The 14,029-nt window shown below is 63.4% G+C and carries 14 protein-coding genes; 6 read left to right on the plus strand and 8 right to left on the minus strand.

Annotation, left to right across the window (positions count from 1 at the left end; genetic code table 11):
* Nucleotides 1–380 precede the first annotated feature (380 nt).
* On the plus strand, nucleotides 381–2,054 hold the full coding sequence (locus tag HX881_RS03485) for a methyl-accepting chemotaxis protein (protein ID WP_017128594.1): 1,674 nt from the start codon (nucleotides 381–383) through the stop codon (nucleotides 2,052–2,054).
* A 21-nt stretch (nucleotides 2,055–2,075) separates the two neighbouring features.
* Here the strand turns inward: HX881_RS03485 and HX881_RS03490 are convergent, their stop codons facing one another.
* Nucleotides 2,076–2,537 (minus strand): tautomerase, encoded by a 462-nt coding sequence (locus tag HX881_RS03490; protein ID WP_177082786.1) that lies wholly within the window; start codon nucleotides 2,535–2,537, stop codon nucleotides 2,076–2,078.
* 94 nt (nucleotides 2,538–2,631) lie between these two features.
* Here HX881_RS03490 and HX881_RS03495 point away from each other — a divergent pair, with 94 nt between their 5' ends.
* The 3 genes from HX881_RS03495 (at nucleotide 2,632) to HX881_RS03505 (ending at nucleotide 4,442) form a co-directional block, all read left to right on the plus strand.
* The gene (locus tag HX881_RS03495) at nucleotides 2,632–3,663 is read left to right on the plus strand and encodes a GlxA family transcriptional regulator (RefSeq protein ID WP_177082788.1); all 1,032 of its coding nucleotides are present in this window, start codon (nucleotides 2,632–2,634) and stop codon (nucleotides 3,661–3,663) included.
* 93 nt (nucleotides 3,664–3,756) lie between these two features.
* Nucleotides 3,757–3,951, plus strand: a complete 195-nt coding sequence (locus tag HX881_RS03500; RefSeq protein ID WP_177082790.1) for a hypothetical protein — start codon at nucleotides 3,757–3,759, stop codon at nucleotides 3,949–3,951.
* Entirely contained in the window at nucleotides 3,948–4,442 is a 495-nt protein-coding gene (locus HX881_RS03505; protein WP_177082792.1) for a DUF2878 family protein, read from the plus strand. Before HX881_RS03500 ends, HX881_RS03505 begins: the two co-directional genes overlap by 4 nt.
* A 19-nt stretch (nucleotides 4,443–4,461) precedes the next feature.
* On the opposite strand, the gene HX881_RS03510 is transcribed toward HX881_RS03505, so the two are convergent.
* The 5 genes from HX881_RS03510 to HX881_RS03530 are packed head-to-tail and all read right to left on the minus strand — an operon-like array spanning nucleotide 4,462 to nucleotide 10,502.
* On the minus strand, nucleotides 4,462–5,415 hold the full coding sequence (locus tag HX881_RS03510; protein WP_177082794.1) for a PDR/VanB family oxidoreductase: 954 nt from the start codon (nucleotides 5,413–5,415) through the stop codon (nucleotides 4,462–4,464).
* Nucleotides 5,416–5,466: 51 nt separating this feature from the next.
* Entirely contained in the window at nucleotides 5,467–6,984 is a 1,518-nt protein-coding gene (locus HX881_RS03515) for an HAL/PAL/TAL family ammonia-lyase (RefSeq protein ID WP_177082796.1), read from the minus strand.
* Entirely contained in the window at nucleotides 6,981–8,021 is a 1,041-nt protein-coding gene (locus tag HX881_RS03520) for an Ldh family oxidoreductase (RefSeq protein WP_177082798.1), read from the minus strand. Before HX881_RS03520 ends, HX881_RS03515 begins: the two co-directional genes overlap by 4 nt.
* On the minus strand, nucleotides 8,018–9,277 hold the full coding sequence (locus HX881_RS03525; protein WP_177082800.1) for an aromatic ring-hydroxylating oxygenase subunit alpha: 1,260 nt from the start codon (nucleotides 9,275–9,277) through the stop codon (nucleotides 8,018–8,020). Before HX881_RS03525 ends, HX881_RS03520 begins: the two co-directional genes overlap by 4 nt.
* Before the next feature lie 22 nt (nucleotides 9,278–9,299).
* A complete protein-coding gene (locus HX881_RS03530; protein ID WP_177082802.1) occupies nucleotides 9,300–10,502 on the minus strand; it encodes a mandelate racemase/muconate lactonizing enzyme family protein in 1,203 nt (400 codons plus the stop codon).
* Nucleotides 10,503–10,658: 156 nt separating this feature from the next.
* Between HX881_RS03530 and HX881_RS03535 the strand changes: the two genes are divergently transcribed.
* Complete coding sequence (locus tag HX881_RS03535; RefSeq protein WP_244861729.1) at nucleotides 10,659–11,588, plus strand: LysR substrate-binding domain-containing protein; 930 nt, start codon at nucleotides 10,659–10,661, stop codon at nucleotides 11,586–11,588.
* Between the two features lie 64 nt (nucleotides 11,589–11,652).
* Here HX881_RS03535 and HX881_RS03540 read toward each other — a convergent pair whose 3' ends face one another.
* Both HX881_RS03540 and HX881_RS03545 read right to left on the minus strand, forming a co-directional pair.
* A complete protein-coding gene (locus HX881_RS03540; protein WP_177082806.1) occupies nucleotides 11,653–12,648 on the minus strand; it encodes an aldo/keto reductase in 996 nt (331 codons plus the stop codon).
* A 48-nt stretch (nucleotides 12,649–12,696) separates the two neighbouring features.
* Complete coding sequence (locus tag HX881_RS03545) at nucleotides 12,697–12,990, minus strand: hypothetical protein (RefSeq protein WP_177082808.1); 294 nt, start codon at nucleotides 12,988–12,990, stop codon at nucleotides 12,697–12,699.
* Nucleotides 12,991–13,095: 105 nt separating this feature from the next.
* On the opposite strand from HX881_RS03545, the gene HX881_RS03550 reads away from it, so the two are divergent.
* Complete coding sequence (locus HX881_RS03550; protein ID WP_177082810.1) at nucleotides 13,096–13,986, plus strand: LysR family transcriptional regulator; 891 nt, start codon at nucleotides 13,096–13,098, stop codon at nucleotides 13,984–13,986.
* Nucleotides 13,987–14,029 lie beyond the last annotated feature (43 nt).

Here is a 14,029-nt window from a genome sequence, read left to right on the forward strand (position 1 = left end):
ATTCACCATATGGCGAGTACTCCGTCTCATCGGCTATTAGCCAGGCTCTCTCCTTGTCAGGACGGGTGAACCCAGCCCCATCACGAAACCAGGTGGGTGGAAAAGGGGGGCGGTGGAAAAGGGGGCAGATTTATTTACTGGGTGACCGTCCACTCCTGGCCGAAAGCAGACCTTTGCCCAATGCCTTCGCCAGACTGAATCGCCCGCTCGGCTGGACACCGCCCCCTGCCACCGACGCCCAACAACATCAGCCCTCCCCCAGCCATGGCACTCATTACCAGACACCCAACATTAAATTTTCTATATCCACGTTAATGACATAAAGCCATCACGCAGCCCTGCTACAACCGCTGGCGTAGTTCTCATAAGAGCCCGCGCCCGTGAACCTTCGTTTTGCCTTTCTCCGCAAGCCGTCCCACCGCCCCGCCCTGCTGCGTCGCCTGAGCATCGGCAAGCGCCTGCTGGCCAGTTTCGGCCTGTGCGCCCTGTTGCTGGCCGCCATCGGCGGATTGTGCCTGGTGGCGATGCAGCATATTCGCCATGAGGGCGAACTGATCGAGCAAGGACCGCTGTCGAGTATCGCCCAGGCCGACGCCATCGCCATCGACCTGGCCAAGATGCGCACCGAGGCCGCGCTGTTGCTGGTGTATGCCAACGACCCGGCCGAACTGGTCAACCGCAAGATCAACCTGCAACAGCTCAGCGCCGAGGTGGACCAGGGGTTCACCGAGTACCTGGCCAAGGTCCCGGAAGGCACGGAGCGGGACTCGATCAAGTTGCTGCAGGACGCCGCGCAGCAGTTTGTCACGCTGTTCAGGCAGGCCGTCGATCTGGTCGAACAGAAGAAGATCAGCGAGGCCACCACCCTCTCCAACAACGACCTGTCCAACCAGGGCTCGCTGATGGACATGCAGGTGCAGTTGCTCCGTGAACTGAACAAGCAGACCACCGCCCAGGCCCTGGAAAGCACCGCCAGCACCTTCCATCAGGTGCAGTTGTTGCTGCCCATCGTCATTGGCGTGGCGCTGGCCCTGATGCTGTTGCAGGCCTGGCGACTGAGCGTGAGCATCACCAGGCCGCTGCGCCAGGCCTTGCAGGTGGCCAAGACCGTCGCCGCCGGCGATCTCAGTCAGGTGGTGGTCGCCCATGGCCAGGACGAAGTGGCGCAACTGCTGCAGATGCTCGGGCATATGCGCGACCAGTTGCACGCGGTGATCCAGCAGATCGGTGGCGCCGTTGGCCGCCTCAACGCGGCAACCCAGGAGATGGGCGCGATCATGCATGACAGCGCCCAGGACTTGCAGCAGCAATGCGGCGAGATCGAACAGGCCGCCACGGCGGTCACGCAGATGAGCCAGGTGGTCGAGGAAGTGGCCCGCAACGCCCTGGAAACCTCCACCGAGTCGCGCGACTCAAGCACCGCCGTGCGCGAGGGCCAGCAACAACTGGACGAAACCATGACCGACATCGGCGCCCTGGCCGATCAGGTCGAACAGGCCAGCCTGCGTGCCCAGGCCCTGGCGACGGAGACCCAGGGCATCAGCAAGGTGCTGGAGGTGATCCGCAGCGTGGCCGCGCAGACCAACCTGCTGGCCCTCAATGCCGCCATCGAAGCGGCCCGGGCCGGTGACGCGGGGCGTGGTTTTGCCGTGGTGGCCGATGAAGTGCGCGGCCTGGCGCACCGTACCGATGCCTCGACGCGGGAGATCGAGCAGATGATGGACGGTATTCACCTGGGCACCGGCCAGACCGTCCAGGCCCTGGCCGAAAGCGCCGCCCAGGCGGGCCGCACGCGCGAGCGGGCGCAGGTGGCGAAGGATGTGCTGGGGAGCATTTCCCGCTCGGTGGCCGGCATTGACGAGCGCAACCAGGTGATCGCCACCGCTGCCGAGCAGCAGGCCCAGGTGGCCCGTGAAGTGGACCGCAACCTGGTGCTGATTCGTGATCTGTCCATGCAGACGGCCAGCGGCGCCGCCCAGACCAGCACCGCCAGCCAGGAGCTGGGGCGTCTGGCGGCGGAACTGGATGGGATGCTGGCGCGCTTTTCGCTGTAACGCCCGGGTTTTCCCGGGTCGTCAGTCCTGCCCCGTCACCAGGTACTGCAGGTGCTCGAAACCTGCCGCCCTGGCGAAGGCCGGCAGATTCCAGATCGCGCCGTTGGCGCCCCAGGCTCCGTCGGCCACCTCATTCAGCATCACCGACGTCATCAGTCGTCGCGGATCATCGGCGGGCTGTGCCGCGATGAAAGCCTGCTGTATCAACTCGACATAACGGCCCCTCGATGTCTCGTCGAGGACGCCGGCCGGCACATGAACCCTGGCGATGCACGGTACCAGCTGCGCGGTCATGTCGACCGAGCCGCAGGTCCAGTTGCCCGGCTCGACCTCCTCGATAACGACCCAGCACAAGAAGCGCTTGGCGGGATCCGCCGGAATCCGTTCGGCAATGGCGGCGGCTTCGTTGATGCCACGCACCAGGGTGGCACGGGCTGCGCCAGGAAAAGCGCCCTTGGGGATTTTCAACAGGATGTTAGGCATGGACGGCTCCAGTGGATGAGAGGCCATGCATTAGGCGGCGCAAACCTGTAGGCTGCCAGTGTCCGTTATGACACCTTTACGGCGGTTTATGACAATGCATGATTTCACCCTCCTGGTCCTGCCCGGCAGCTACGCCAGCAGCGTGGCGGCCACCCTGGATATCCTCGGTGCCGCGGTGGCGGTGGCGCCGCGCCTGAAGGCGGCGCGTCCCACCTGGCGCATCGTTTCCCCCGACGGCAAGTCGGTGGCCTTGAGTGGCGGCCTGAGCCTCGAAACCACAACGCTGCCCGACAGCGCCGCCGACGATCAGTCCACCTGGATCATTCCGGGCCTGGGGCTTGAGAGCTCCGAGGACATCGACGCAAGAATGGCGAGCGCCGATGCGCAACAGGCGATCCAGGCCATTCGGGCCCACGGCGCGCACGGGGGGTCGTTCGCGGCATCGTGCACCGGGGTGTTCCTGCTGCAAGCGGCCCAGTTGCTGGCCGGGCGTCGGGCGACAACCTCCTGGTGGCTGGCCGGCGAGTTGCGCCGACTGGAGTCGCGTTGTGTGGTCGACGCCGACCGCATGGTGTGCACCGACGGTCCGGTGACCACGGCGGGCGCGGCCTTTGCACAGACAGACCTGATGCTCCACCTGCTGCGCTCGCGGTTTGGCGCGCCGCTGGCCGACGAGGTGAGTCGGCTGCTGCTGATCGACGGGCGCCAGGCCCAGTCGCCATTTATCGTCCCGATGATGCTGTCCAACGGCAACGACCTGGTGACCCGCCTGACACAGCGCATCGAATCGGCCCTGCCGGACCTGCCCAGCGTGGTGGAGCTGGCGGATGAACTGGCGATGTCCACGCGCACCCTCTCCCGCCACGTCCAGGCCGCCACGGGCAAGAGCACCCTGGCGCTCCTGCAGAGCGTACGACTCAACCGCGCCCGGCAATTGATCGAGAGCAGCCGGATGACCATCGAGCAGGTCGCGGCGCACGTGGGTTATGAAGACGCGACCGCCTTGCGTCGGTTGATGCTGAGGGTGTTTGGGGCCAATCCGAGCCGCTTTCGGGCATCGCGGCCGAAAGCACCGCCAACACCCACGGATGATAGATATGGCAAAGCATCGCCTGCTCCGGCATAAAACCACTACCGCCTCGAGTCGAGTCATCTTATGCCGCACAATCCTGAAGAACGCCCACACTGTGGATCTGCCCAACACGTCCGGGAGAAGAAGATGCTGATCGGCGCGGCCAGCCCCAGGAAGCGTTTCAACGGCGAGGAGAAGGCAGGCTTTCGACGTGTGGATCAGTTGGCTGTTGATGAGTGCAAACCAGAGCTGCTGAAAGAGCCCCCATTGCAACAACTGGTGGAGGGCTTTTACTGCGATCACTGCGGCATCGGCTTTGTAGCCAGCGGTCTTTCGGCGTGAGCAACCAGGGGCGGCTGTTGCTGAACGCCGGATTGTTCCAGCTCGGCTGGTTTGCCTGCGTGCTGGGCGCGCAGCGGCCGTGGCTGCTGTTGATTGCCATGGCCTGCCTGGCTGCCCATCTGCTGTGGATTGCCGACGACCGCAACGAGTGGCGCCTGTTGTTGCAAGTGGCGGCGTGTGGCTGGGTCCTGGACAGCGCCCTGCTGCACCTTGGGCTGTTTGATTTCCCCGGTTCCCAAGTGGTGCTACCCCTCTGGTTGGCCATCCTTTGGCTGCTGTTTGCCAGTACCTTGCGTCACAGCCTGAGGTGGACCGCGCGCCCCTGGTGGCTGGGCAGCCTGTTGGGCGCCTGTGCCGGGCCGCTGTCCTATCTGGCTGGCGCCAAACTGGCAGGCATCGGCCTGCCGTTCGGGGTGTGGCCCAGTGCGGTGCTGCTGGCCTTGATATGGGCGATCTTGTTGCCGTTACTCCACCGACTGGCCGGACGCTAGGCCGCAGAACGTCGGCCTGCTAAAGCGCCAGCACCAGTCGTGGGGTTTTCGAGCGCGAACAACACGGCGTGAACTGGTCGTTCAGCGCATGCTCCTTATCGCTCATGAAGACATCCCGGTGATCCGGAACGCCGTCAATGACCGCTGTCATGCAGGCACCGCAAACCCCTTGCCGGCACGAAGCAGGCAGTTCGATGCCAGAGGCACACAGCACTTCAAGCACGCTCTTGTCCGCCGGCACCTGGAGCACCAACCCCGATTCCGCCAGCTCGACTTCGAAGGCCTGATCGACAGCGTGCGCCACGACCGGCGCCGCAAAATACTCGCGGTGAATCTGCTCGGTCGGCCAACCCAGGCGGTGCGCGGTGTTTATCACATGGTCCATGAAACCCTTCGGTCCGCAGACGTACAGGTGCGTATCAGCCTGGGGCGCAGCCAGCACCTGGTTGACGTCCAGCCATTGATCCCGCTCACCACTGTCGAAGTGCAGATGCACGCTTCTGGCAAAAGCGGACGCGGCAATCTGCTGCAGGAATGCCGCGCGTCGAGGCTCACGTACGCAGTAATGCAGTTCGAACTCAGCCTCCAGATGGGCAAGCTGAAATGCCATCGCCAGCATCGGCGTAATGCCGATACCACCGCCCAGCAGCACTGATTTACGCGCGCCCGCGGTGAGCGGGAAGTGGTTTCTCGGCGCACTGATCGACAGCCGGTCCCCCACGCCAATCCCCTCGTGCATGCCACGCGATCCGCCTCGTGACATCGGTTCATGCAACACGCCGATCAAATAGCGATCACGCTCCAACGGGCTGTTGCACAGGGAGTACTGGCGGGTGATCCCGGCACTCACGCCCACATCGATGTGCGCGCCCGCCGTGAAGCCTGGCAAGGGCTGCCCGTCTTCACGACGCAACTCGAAACTGCAAACACCTTCGGCCTCCTGGCGTTTTTCTACGACGATGACTTCAAACATCAATGCCCTCTCCTATCGGCTTGGCCTTCTGCGGGGTTCTCTGACCCGTGTTCATTGCACCCGGCAAAGAAACAGCGTGTCGTCGGGGCTGTAGCGGGCAATGAGTCGACTGATCGCGGCAACGTCTTCGCCCAGCGGACGGTCATCGGCGTAGCGCGTCACGCGTGTGCGCACCGCCTGATAAATGGCCAGCGTCGCGGGCGCCGGTTTCAGGTCCGGCTCCAGGAGGTCATAGCTTTGGCAGGCCGCCAGCAGTTCAATGGCCAACAGGCTTTCGAGGTTGTCGAGGATCTTGTGGGCTTTCAGCGCGGCCGGCGTCGGGTGGCACAGGATGTCTTCCTGCAATCCGGAAGTGACACCCCCATCGAGACTGGCCGGGGCGGCAAGGCGGCGATTCTGGGCCACCAGCGACGCGGCGGTGTATTGCGCGATCATGAACCCCGATTCCTCTCCGCTGCTGCCCGCCAGGAAAGGCGACAGGCCGCTCACCAGCGGATTCACCATGCGATCGATCCGCCGCTCGCAGATGGCCCCCAGTTGCGCCGCCGCAACGGCGATCTGGTCCATGGCCAGGCCAATGCCCGCCCCCACGGCATGGGCCTGGGAGTAGATCTCGGGTGCTTCGGGGCTGCCGCAAACCACCGGATTGTCGGTGACGCTGGCCAATTCACGCTCGACCACCGTCAGCGCCTGGGCCCACACGTCATGCACCGCGCCATGGACGTGCGGAATGCTGCGCAGGCTCAAGGGGTCCTGCGTCTTGCGTCCGGTGGCGGCCAGCAGAATGCCCGAACCGGCGAGCAAGGTGGTCAGCCGCTGGCCGACCTGCATCAGTCCCGGCGATTGGCGCAAGGCCATGGATACAGGGTGCAAGGCGCGGATCTGGCAACGCTGGGTCTCGAAGCTGAGCGCGGCCACGGTATCCGCCCAGGTCAACAGTCGACGCGTGCGCTCCAGCAGCAAACTGCCCAATCCCGTGACACAGGGCGAACCGTTCACCAGACACAAGCCCTCCTTCGCTTCCAGTACCAGGGGCTTGACCCCCAGTCGATCGAGCGCGACCGCGGCGGACATCCGCGCACCATCCAGCACGCATTGGCCCTGACCGATCAACAGCAAGCCGATATGCGCCATGTGACTGATGTAGCCGACCGAGCCGTGACGCGGTACTTGCGGGGTGCAACCGGCGTTGAGCAGCAGGACCAGACGTTCGACCACCGCCAGCCGCAAGCCGGAATATCCGTGCGCATAGTTGTTGATGGCGGCGACCATGATCGCCCGTGTTTCGCTGACACCCAGTGGCCTGCCAACCCCCACGGCGTGACTCATCAGGATATTGCGCGACAAGGCCTTCTGCTGCGCGGGCGGCACCACCGTATCGGACAGTGCACCGACGCCGGTATTGACCCCGTAGGCCCGCAGGTTGTTGTTCACCACGCTGCGCACGATGGCATGGGCGTTGTCGATACGCGTTCTGGCGGCATTCGACAACTCCAGTACCGCTTGCCGGGTGGCAATCTCGGCCACCTGCGCGACGCTCAAGGGCTGGTCAAGCAGAACCAGGCTCATCGGGCACCTCCTGCACGCGCAACGGGCGATCCCTGGTCGGCATACCGGCCGATCAATTCCCAGAGTTCAACAGGCACTTCGATGCCATTTTCGTTGTGTTGGCGAGCTTGCAGTCGACGCTCACCGGGCAGGCGTACCTGGGGTTCGGCCTGCAGCGCACTGAACAGGGCTTCGGTACGCGCCACGAAAGCCGCCCCACCGAAGACCGCGGGATCAAAAGCGATCACCAGTTGCCCGGTGCGTGGCGGCCCACCGTCGCAATCACCGAAAGAAGACGCCTCGAAGGAAAAGTTGGAACCGCTCAATCCACCGGCCAGGATGTCGATCAGCAAGGCCAGGCTGGCGCCTTTGTACCCGCCGATCGGGCTCAGGCTACCGGCTATTGCCGCCGCCGCATCGGTGGTCGGTCGCCCCTCGGCATCCAATGCCCAGCCAGCCGGCAACGCGACACCCCGGCGGTGCGCATCAATCACCGCCACCTTGGCCACCACACTTGAGGATTGATCGATCACCAGTGGCGGGCGCCCTTCCCGCGGGGTCGCAAAGGCCAACGGGTTGGTCCCGAAAAATGCGCGCTTGCCGCCATGGGGGGCAATCGACGGCGAGGCGTTGGCAACCATCAGGGCGACCAGCCCCTGCTCGGCCAATGCTTCGACAAAATAACCCAGCGAACCGCAGGCGTAGGACTGCCCTACCGCCAGCGCCGCGATACCCTGGCGCCGTGCGGACTCGACTAGCAAGGGCATACCCGCCGCCAACGCCGGGTGGGCGAAACCGGTGCGGGCATCGACGCGAATCAGCGAGGGCGTCAGCGCCTCGACACTCGGTAGCGCACTGCCATCAACCTTGCCGCACGCGGCGTGGTCGCAATAGGTAGGCAGGTAGGACAAGCCGACTATCTGCTGCCCGTCACGCTCGGCAAAGGCAATCGAGCGCGCCACCGCCCGCGCATTGCCGGGGCTGACATGGCTGGCAACCAGCGCGGCGGTGGCACGGTTTTCGATATCAGCCAGGCTGACAATCAACGTAGGGGTCATGCTGCACTCTCCCGATGAATAAGTTGCGTTTGAGCCAGCGGTGCCAGCTCGGCCAGGAACTGCTCGGCGTACCAGCGGATGAAGTCGCGTGTACCGCCTTCGATCAACTCGGAGTACGGACCGGGGCGATAGGCACTGCCACGAATCCCCAGGTGGTTGTTTTCGGCCAGAAGACGGTCCTGGTCATTGGTCACGGCCCAGATTTCCCTGAGCCGATCGACCTGATAATCCACGCCCTCGCGGGCATCCTTGTGCACCAGCCAGTGAGTGGTCACCAAGGTTTCTTCCGGGCCGATCGGCAGCACGCGGAAGGTCACGGCGTGGTCTGCCTGGATATGGTTCCAGGTGTTGGGCAGGCTCATCAGGCGCACCGAGCCCAGGTCAGGGTCGGTCAGGTCGCCCAGCAGGCGCGAGCATCCCGGTTTGCCGTCGGCCGTCATCGACACACGACCATCGGTGAAAGGCAGGCGCACGGCGCGGTAGCGGTCGTTACCCTGGGTATGGGCATGAGCAATACCCAGGCGGTCCCAGTCCGCCGCCTTGCGCTCGACCAACGCCTTGTATTCGGGCCTCATGCGCGGGTCGTTCGGATCGTCGAACTCGGTGATGATGTGCATCAGCTCCGGGTGTGAACCGACACAGTGGTAGCACTCGCGGTTGTTCTCGATCACCAGCTTCCAGTTGGCCTTTTCCACCAGTGTCTGGGTGCAGGCCACCTTGGCATCGTCCAGGCCGTGCGGCAGCAGGTAGGGTTCGACGTCCTGGCGAAACGGCTCGAAGTCGCTCGGCTCATCCGCGAAATTGATGAAGATGTAGCCACCGGCAACGCCCACCGCCACCGGCGCCAGCTGGAAGTCGCCACGGTCGAAATCATCGCCCATCAGGCGCGTGCCGATCAGTTGCCCGTCCAGGTCGTAGGACCATTGGTGATAGGGGCAGACCAGTCGCTTGGTACTGCCGCGCTCCTCCAGGCATATCCGTGAACCACGATGGCGGCAAGTGTTATGAAATGCCTTCACCTCGCCGTCCTTGCCCCGAATGACAATCACCGAGTCACGCCCCACTTCCACCCGCAGCCAGTCACCCGGCCTGGGGATCTCGCAGGTCATGGCCGCGAACAGCCACTGGCGACGGAAAAACACCTGCATTTCCAGTTCGAAGAAATCCCGGTCCACATAGAAAGGCTGCTCCAGCCCCCAGTCAGGGCGACGCTCGGACAGCAGCGCATAAGCACGATCAATCACATTCTGATGCATGGCGGTACCTCGCAAAAAAAGATCAAATGAGCGGCAGGCGGCGGAAGGTGCCGGGCTTTTCCGGATCGTGGTATTTGTTCATCGGGCCGTGTTCGAGGAAGTGTTTATGGCCGTGCGCCAGGCGCTCCTGGGACAGCGTCACACCCAGCCCATGGCCTTCTGGCACGCGTACGGTGTTGTTGCGTGGCACGAACGGCCCCTCTTCGATCACGTCGGTCACCTGCATGCGGAATAGCGACTGATTCGGCTCGCGAATCCAGCCCAGTGCGGCGCACAGATGCAGGTACACCGCGCTGCCCACCCCCGAATCGCCGCTGTAGCACCAGAAGTCGATGCCGGCGTGCTCGCAGGCGCCGATGAAGCGCAGCAGTCGGCCGATGCCACCAAGGACCGCCGGGTTGCCGACAATCGCATCGGGCACCTTGTGCACCATCGCCCGGGCGATGTCGGTGTTATGGGTGGAAAACGGAATCGAGCAATGGCGGCGCAGTTCGATCATTTCGTCGAGGGTCGAGACCGGGTCCTCCCAGTTGCGCACGCCCAGTTCTTCCAGCGGACGGATCAGCCGGCGCGCCGTGGCCAGCGAGTAGGCCTGGTTCGAATCGATGCGCAGCATCACGTCATCCCCCAGGCGCTGACGAATCAGCTCCAGCATGCGCAGGGAGACTTTCGGGTCATGGGTGGAGAACTTGCCCTCGAAAAACGTCGTGCCGTAGGTCTCGTTGAGCATCACGCAGTAGTCGGCCACCGCCTCCGGGGTCTGCTCGCCGCGCACCCGGCTTCCATCCCTTTGCAACGGGCCATCGTTGCGCAGGGAGAAGTAGTCGGTGAAGGGAATGTCCTTGCGCACCGCACCGCCCAGCAACTGGTACAGCGGCTGCTTCCAGGCCTTGCCGCGCAGGTCCCACAGTGCCATTTCCACGGCACCGAAGGCAGTGATCCGGGCGTTGTCGTTGATGCTCTGGACACCCGCGAAGTAAGGCAGGCAGAGGAACTCGGCACCGGCGATATCAAAGGCATCATGACCCATCAGTTTCGGTGCGATCTGATCGCGAATGATCGCCGCGGCCTGCCAGGAAGGTGCCTCACCCAGACCGACCAGGCCGTCTTCGGTTTCGACTTCGACAATGGTCGTGGAAAAGCCTGGCAGCTCACCGAAAACCCAGACGTAGGGTGCGTCCAGCGGCAGGTTGATGGGCGTGGCCTTGATGCTTTTGATCTTCATCGCGTAGCGGCTCCAGGGAATGAAAAGAGAAGCGGACTCACCGGGCTATCCATGCGATAAACAGCGTTATGTGAGTCGACCCAACTAAGCTAAGCTGCGCAGATACAAGAGTAAACGCGGTAAATTCTCATGCGATCCATGCTTTCAGATCATGTATTGGACAGTCCTGTCTTCAACCGTCGCCTGCCGCCCATGCACGCCCTGGAAGTGTTTGCCGCGGCAGCTCGTTGCGGCACCTTCAGTCGCGCCGCCAAGGCGCTGTTCGTCACCCAGAGTGCGATCAGCCGCCAGGTGCAACAGCTCGAGGAACACCTGGGCGTCGTGCTGTTCATCCGCCACAAGACCGGCCTGCGGCTGACGCCTGAAGCCGAAGCGCTGCTGCCCGTGGTCGAAGACGCCTTCGCGCGCCTGACCACCCTGTGCAACAGCCTGCGCAACGCCGGCCAGGTACTGACCCTGCGAATGCCGCCCACCCTGGCGACGCGCTGGTTCCTTCCCCTCTTGCCGGGGTTGCGCGCGGTGATGCCGGACATGGATGTGCGGGTGACGACCTACGATGCGTGGGAGCCGCGGTTCGAGGACAGCGACGTGGATGCCGCGATCATTCAGGGTCGCGGGGATTGGCAGGATGTCGAGGCCATCCCCTTGATGCCAGAGCGCCTGACGCCGGTCTGCTCGGCGGAACTGGGCAAACGCCTGGCCGTGCCCGCCGACCTGAAGCACTTGCCGCTGCTGCATTGCTTTCCCGTCCAGGGGTGGAGTCGCTGGCTGGAAGCGGCTGGCGTGGAGGGCGTGGCGGCCCATCGGGGGCAATCGTTCGACACCCTGGATCTTGCGCTGTCGGCCGCGACGCGGGGACACGGCGTGGCACTGGGGGATCTGAATCTGGTGCGCGAAAGCCTGAACGATGGCGTACTGGTCGCGCCGTTCGATATCGAGCTCAACCAGGGTATTTCCTACTTCTTGATTTACCCGGCGCACCGGGCGCAGTTGCCTAAGATTCGTGCACTGCGAGAGTGGCTGCAAGCGGCGGCGACCGGCAGCACTCCGACGTTGCATGAGCCGTTCGTTGCCCCGATGACGTAACGAAAGTCATCTGCCATCAGGGGGCATGAGCGCCGGAGTGCCGTGCAAGGACGCTATCGTTTTCTCAAACGAACCCGGTCACCGCATGAGGAACGTAGAAGTGCTCCATTCGCGCCCTCTCCTCTTGCGACAGCACGATATCGAGCGCCGCCACCGCATCGTCGATCTGGGCGGCCTTCGACGCGCCCACGATGGGGGTGGGTGCCCCGCGATGGCCCAGTACCCAGGCCATGGCGATCTGGGCCATCGACACCCCGCGCTCCCGGGCAATCTCCTGCACGACGCCGATGACTTTGCCGTCGACCAGGTCGGTCTTGTCCAGCACTGACTTGCCAAAGACGTCGGTCCTGCTCCGTTCGGTCTCTTGCCCATGAGGCCGGGTCAGTCGCCCTCGTGCCAGCGGGCTCCAGGGCATCAGGGCAATCCCCTGATCCATGCAGAGCGGGATCATTTCCCGCTCCTCTTCCCGATAAATCAGGTTGAGATAGTTCTGCATGGACACGAACCGGCTCCAGTTGTTGCGCCTGGCAACCTCCTGGGCCTTGGCGAACTGCCAGGCGAACATTGACGAGGCGCCGATGTAGCGGGCCTTGCCGGCTTTCACCACATCGTGCAGCGCCTCCATGGTCTCTTCGATCGGCGTGGTGTAATCCCAGCGATGGATCTGATAGAGATCCACGTAGTCCAGCCCCAGGCGGGTCAGGCTCGCGTCAATACTCGACAGGATCGCCTTGCGGGAAAGGCCCTTGTCGTTGGGTCTGTCCGAGCCCTGGCCCATGTTGGGCGGGTAGAACACCTTGGTCGCGACAACGGTTTCATCGCGGCGGGTGAACGCCTTGAGCAGCTTGCCGACGATGATTTCCGAGGTTCCCGCCGAGTAGCTGTTTGCCGTATCGAAGAAGTTGATGCCCCGGTCCACGGCATGTTTGAAGATGGGCCGGCTCGCCCCTTCGTCCAGTGTCCAGGAATGGGTGCCAGACCCGGCATCGCCGAAGGTCATGCAGCCAAGACAAATGCGCGATACATCCAGTCCTGTCTTACCTAGTTTGACGAATTGCATCGAGTGCCTCCTCGGGCTTGGTACGAACTATTATCGGGCGAAGAGCGGTTACCGGGTTCTCGGGCCAAATCCCGCGTAGGGCTTCAACGGTACGACCGACATGACTTCCAGCATCCCGGAATTGACCAGCGGCAGGGTTGCCAGCTTTTCCCGAACGGCGGCTTCGTTCTCGGCTTCCACCAACAGGCAAGCGCCGCCCATATCGCCACGGTGCCAGATGGTGCGGATGAAACCCTCCAGATACAGCGCCCGGGCCTGCTGTGCTTCGGCCTCGAGATGAGGGGCGAAGTCCGCATCGGAAAAACGTTCCGAGACACGGCGTGACAGCGTGATGAACTGCATGTCTGTTTCCTTCAAGATGTCGGTGGTTTAAATCGCTCACCGATAGTTGCAAAAAACATTACTCTGGTCCAAGACGCGTTCTGCATGACTTGAGACAAGATTTACATGACCCTGGATATTCGTTTACTGACTGCCTTTATCGCTGTCGCGGAAACCGAAAATGTCGGGCAGGCCGCCAGTCACCTGCATATCTCGCAGTCGCCGTTGAGTCGGCAAATCATGCAGTTGGAAGCACAGTTGGGCCTGAAATTGTTCGAACGCACGCGCCAGCGAATGCGCCTGACCGACGAAGGACGGCTTTTCCTGCAAGAGGCCTACAGCCTGGTCGCCCATGCCTCTGAAGTCGAAGCGACGGCACGCAGAATTGCCCTTGGCCAGACCGGCCATATCGCCGTGGGCTATGTCGAGGCCGCCATGCACTCCAGTGTATTGCCGCGGGCCCTGGCCGGCCTGCAATCAGGCCATCCTGGCGCCACCTTCGAACTCCATCCCCTGAGCTCCGCGGAGCAGGTCGAGGCCCTGCTGGGCCGAACCCTCGATTTCGGATTGGTGTATTCAGTGCCTGAGCGCACGGACATAGCGTCGATGGCGATCTCGACCGAAGCCTTGTTGCTGGCCCTGGGCAAACGACACCCGTTGGCCGCGCAAGCGAACCTCGCCCCCCAGAACTTGAACGGCCAGCGCTGGGTGGCCTTGGCCGGCGCGAAAAACCCGGCGGCCCGCCAGCGTTTTCTCGAGAACTGCTCGGCGTGCGGTTTCTTGCCCGACATCCAGGTCGAAGCCGATGACCTGCTGGCCGCCTTGCGGCTGGTGGCCTCGGGGTTGGGCATTACCTTTGTCCAGGCGAGTCTCAGGGATTGCCTGGTCGACAGCGTCATCTTTCGCGAACTGCCCTGGTACCCGTCACAGGTCAGGGTCCATGCCATCTGGCGCAAGGACGACCCCAAGCCACTGGTGGCGATGTTCCGGCGAGCGCTCATGGCCGTCGAGCGTTAATTCGGCCTCTGAATCGTCCTGACGGCCCTGCGGACGCTGAGCT

Origin of the sequence: Pseudomonas gingeri, assembly GCF_013386115.1 — a bacterium.
Classification (GTDB): Bacteria; Pseudomonadota; Gammaproteobacteria; order Pseudomonadales; family Pseudomonadaceae; genus Aquipseudomonas; species Aquipseudomonas gingeri.

Excerpts from the sequence above, each read along its gene's own strand:
- HX881_RS03490 (WP_177082786.1), bottom strand. The coding sequence starts at position 2,537 with ATGCCTAACATCCTGTTGAAAATCCCCAAGGGCGCTTTTCCTGGCGCA.
- HX881_RS03495 (WP_177082788.1), top strand. The coding sequence starts at position 2,632 with ATGCATGATTTCACCCTCCTGGTCCTGCCCGGCAGCTACGCCAGCAGC.
- HX881_RS03500 (WP_177082790.1), top strand. The coding sequence starts at position 3,757 with ATGCTGATCGGCGCGGCCAGCCCCAGGAAGCGTTTCAACGGCGAGGAG.
- HX881_RS03510 (WP_177082794.1), bottom strand. The coding sequence starts at position 5,415 with ATGTTTGAAGTCATCGTCGTAGAAAAACGCCAGGAGGCCGAAGGTGTT.
- HX881_RS03515 (WP_177082796.1), bottom strand. The coding sequence starts at position 6,984 with ATGAGCCTGGTTCTGCTTGACCAGCCCTTGAGCGTCGCGCAGGTGGCC.
- HX881_RS03520 (WP_177082798.1), bottom strand. The coding sequence starts at position 8,021 with ATGACCCCTACGTTGATTGTCAGCCTGGCTGATATCGAAAACCGTGCC.
- HX881_RS03525 (WP_177082800.1), bottom strand. The coding sequence starts at position 9,277 with ATGCATCAGAATGTGATTGATCGTGCTTATGCGCTGCTGTCCGAGCGT.
- HX881_RS03530 (WP_177082802.1), bottom strand. The coding sequence starts at position 10,502 with ATGAAGATCAAAAGCATCAAGGCCACGCCCATCAACCTGCCGCTGGAC.
- HX881_RS03540 (WP_177082806.1), bottom strand. The coding sequence starts at position 12,648 with ATGCAATTCGTCAAACTAGGTAAGACAGGACTGGATGTATCGCGCATT.
- HX881_RS03545 (WP_177082808.1), bottom strand. The coding sequence starts at position 12,990 with ATGCAGTTCATCACGCTGTCACGCCGTGTCTCGGAACGTTTTTCCGAT.
- HX881_RS03550 (WP_177082810.1), top strand. The coding sequence starts at position 13,096 with ATGACCCTGGATATTCGTTTACTGACTGCCTTTATCGCTGTCGCGGAA.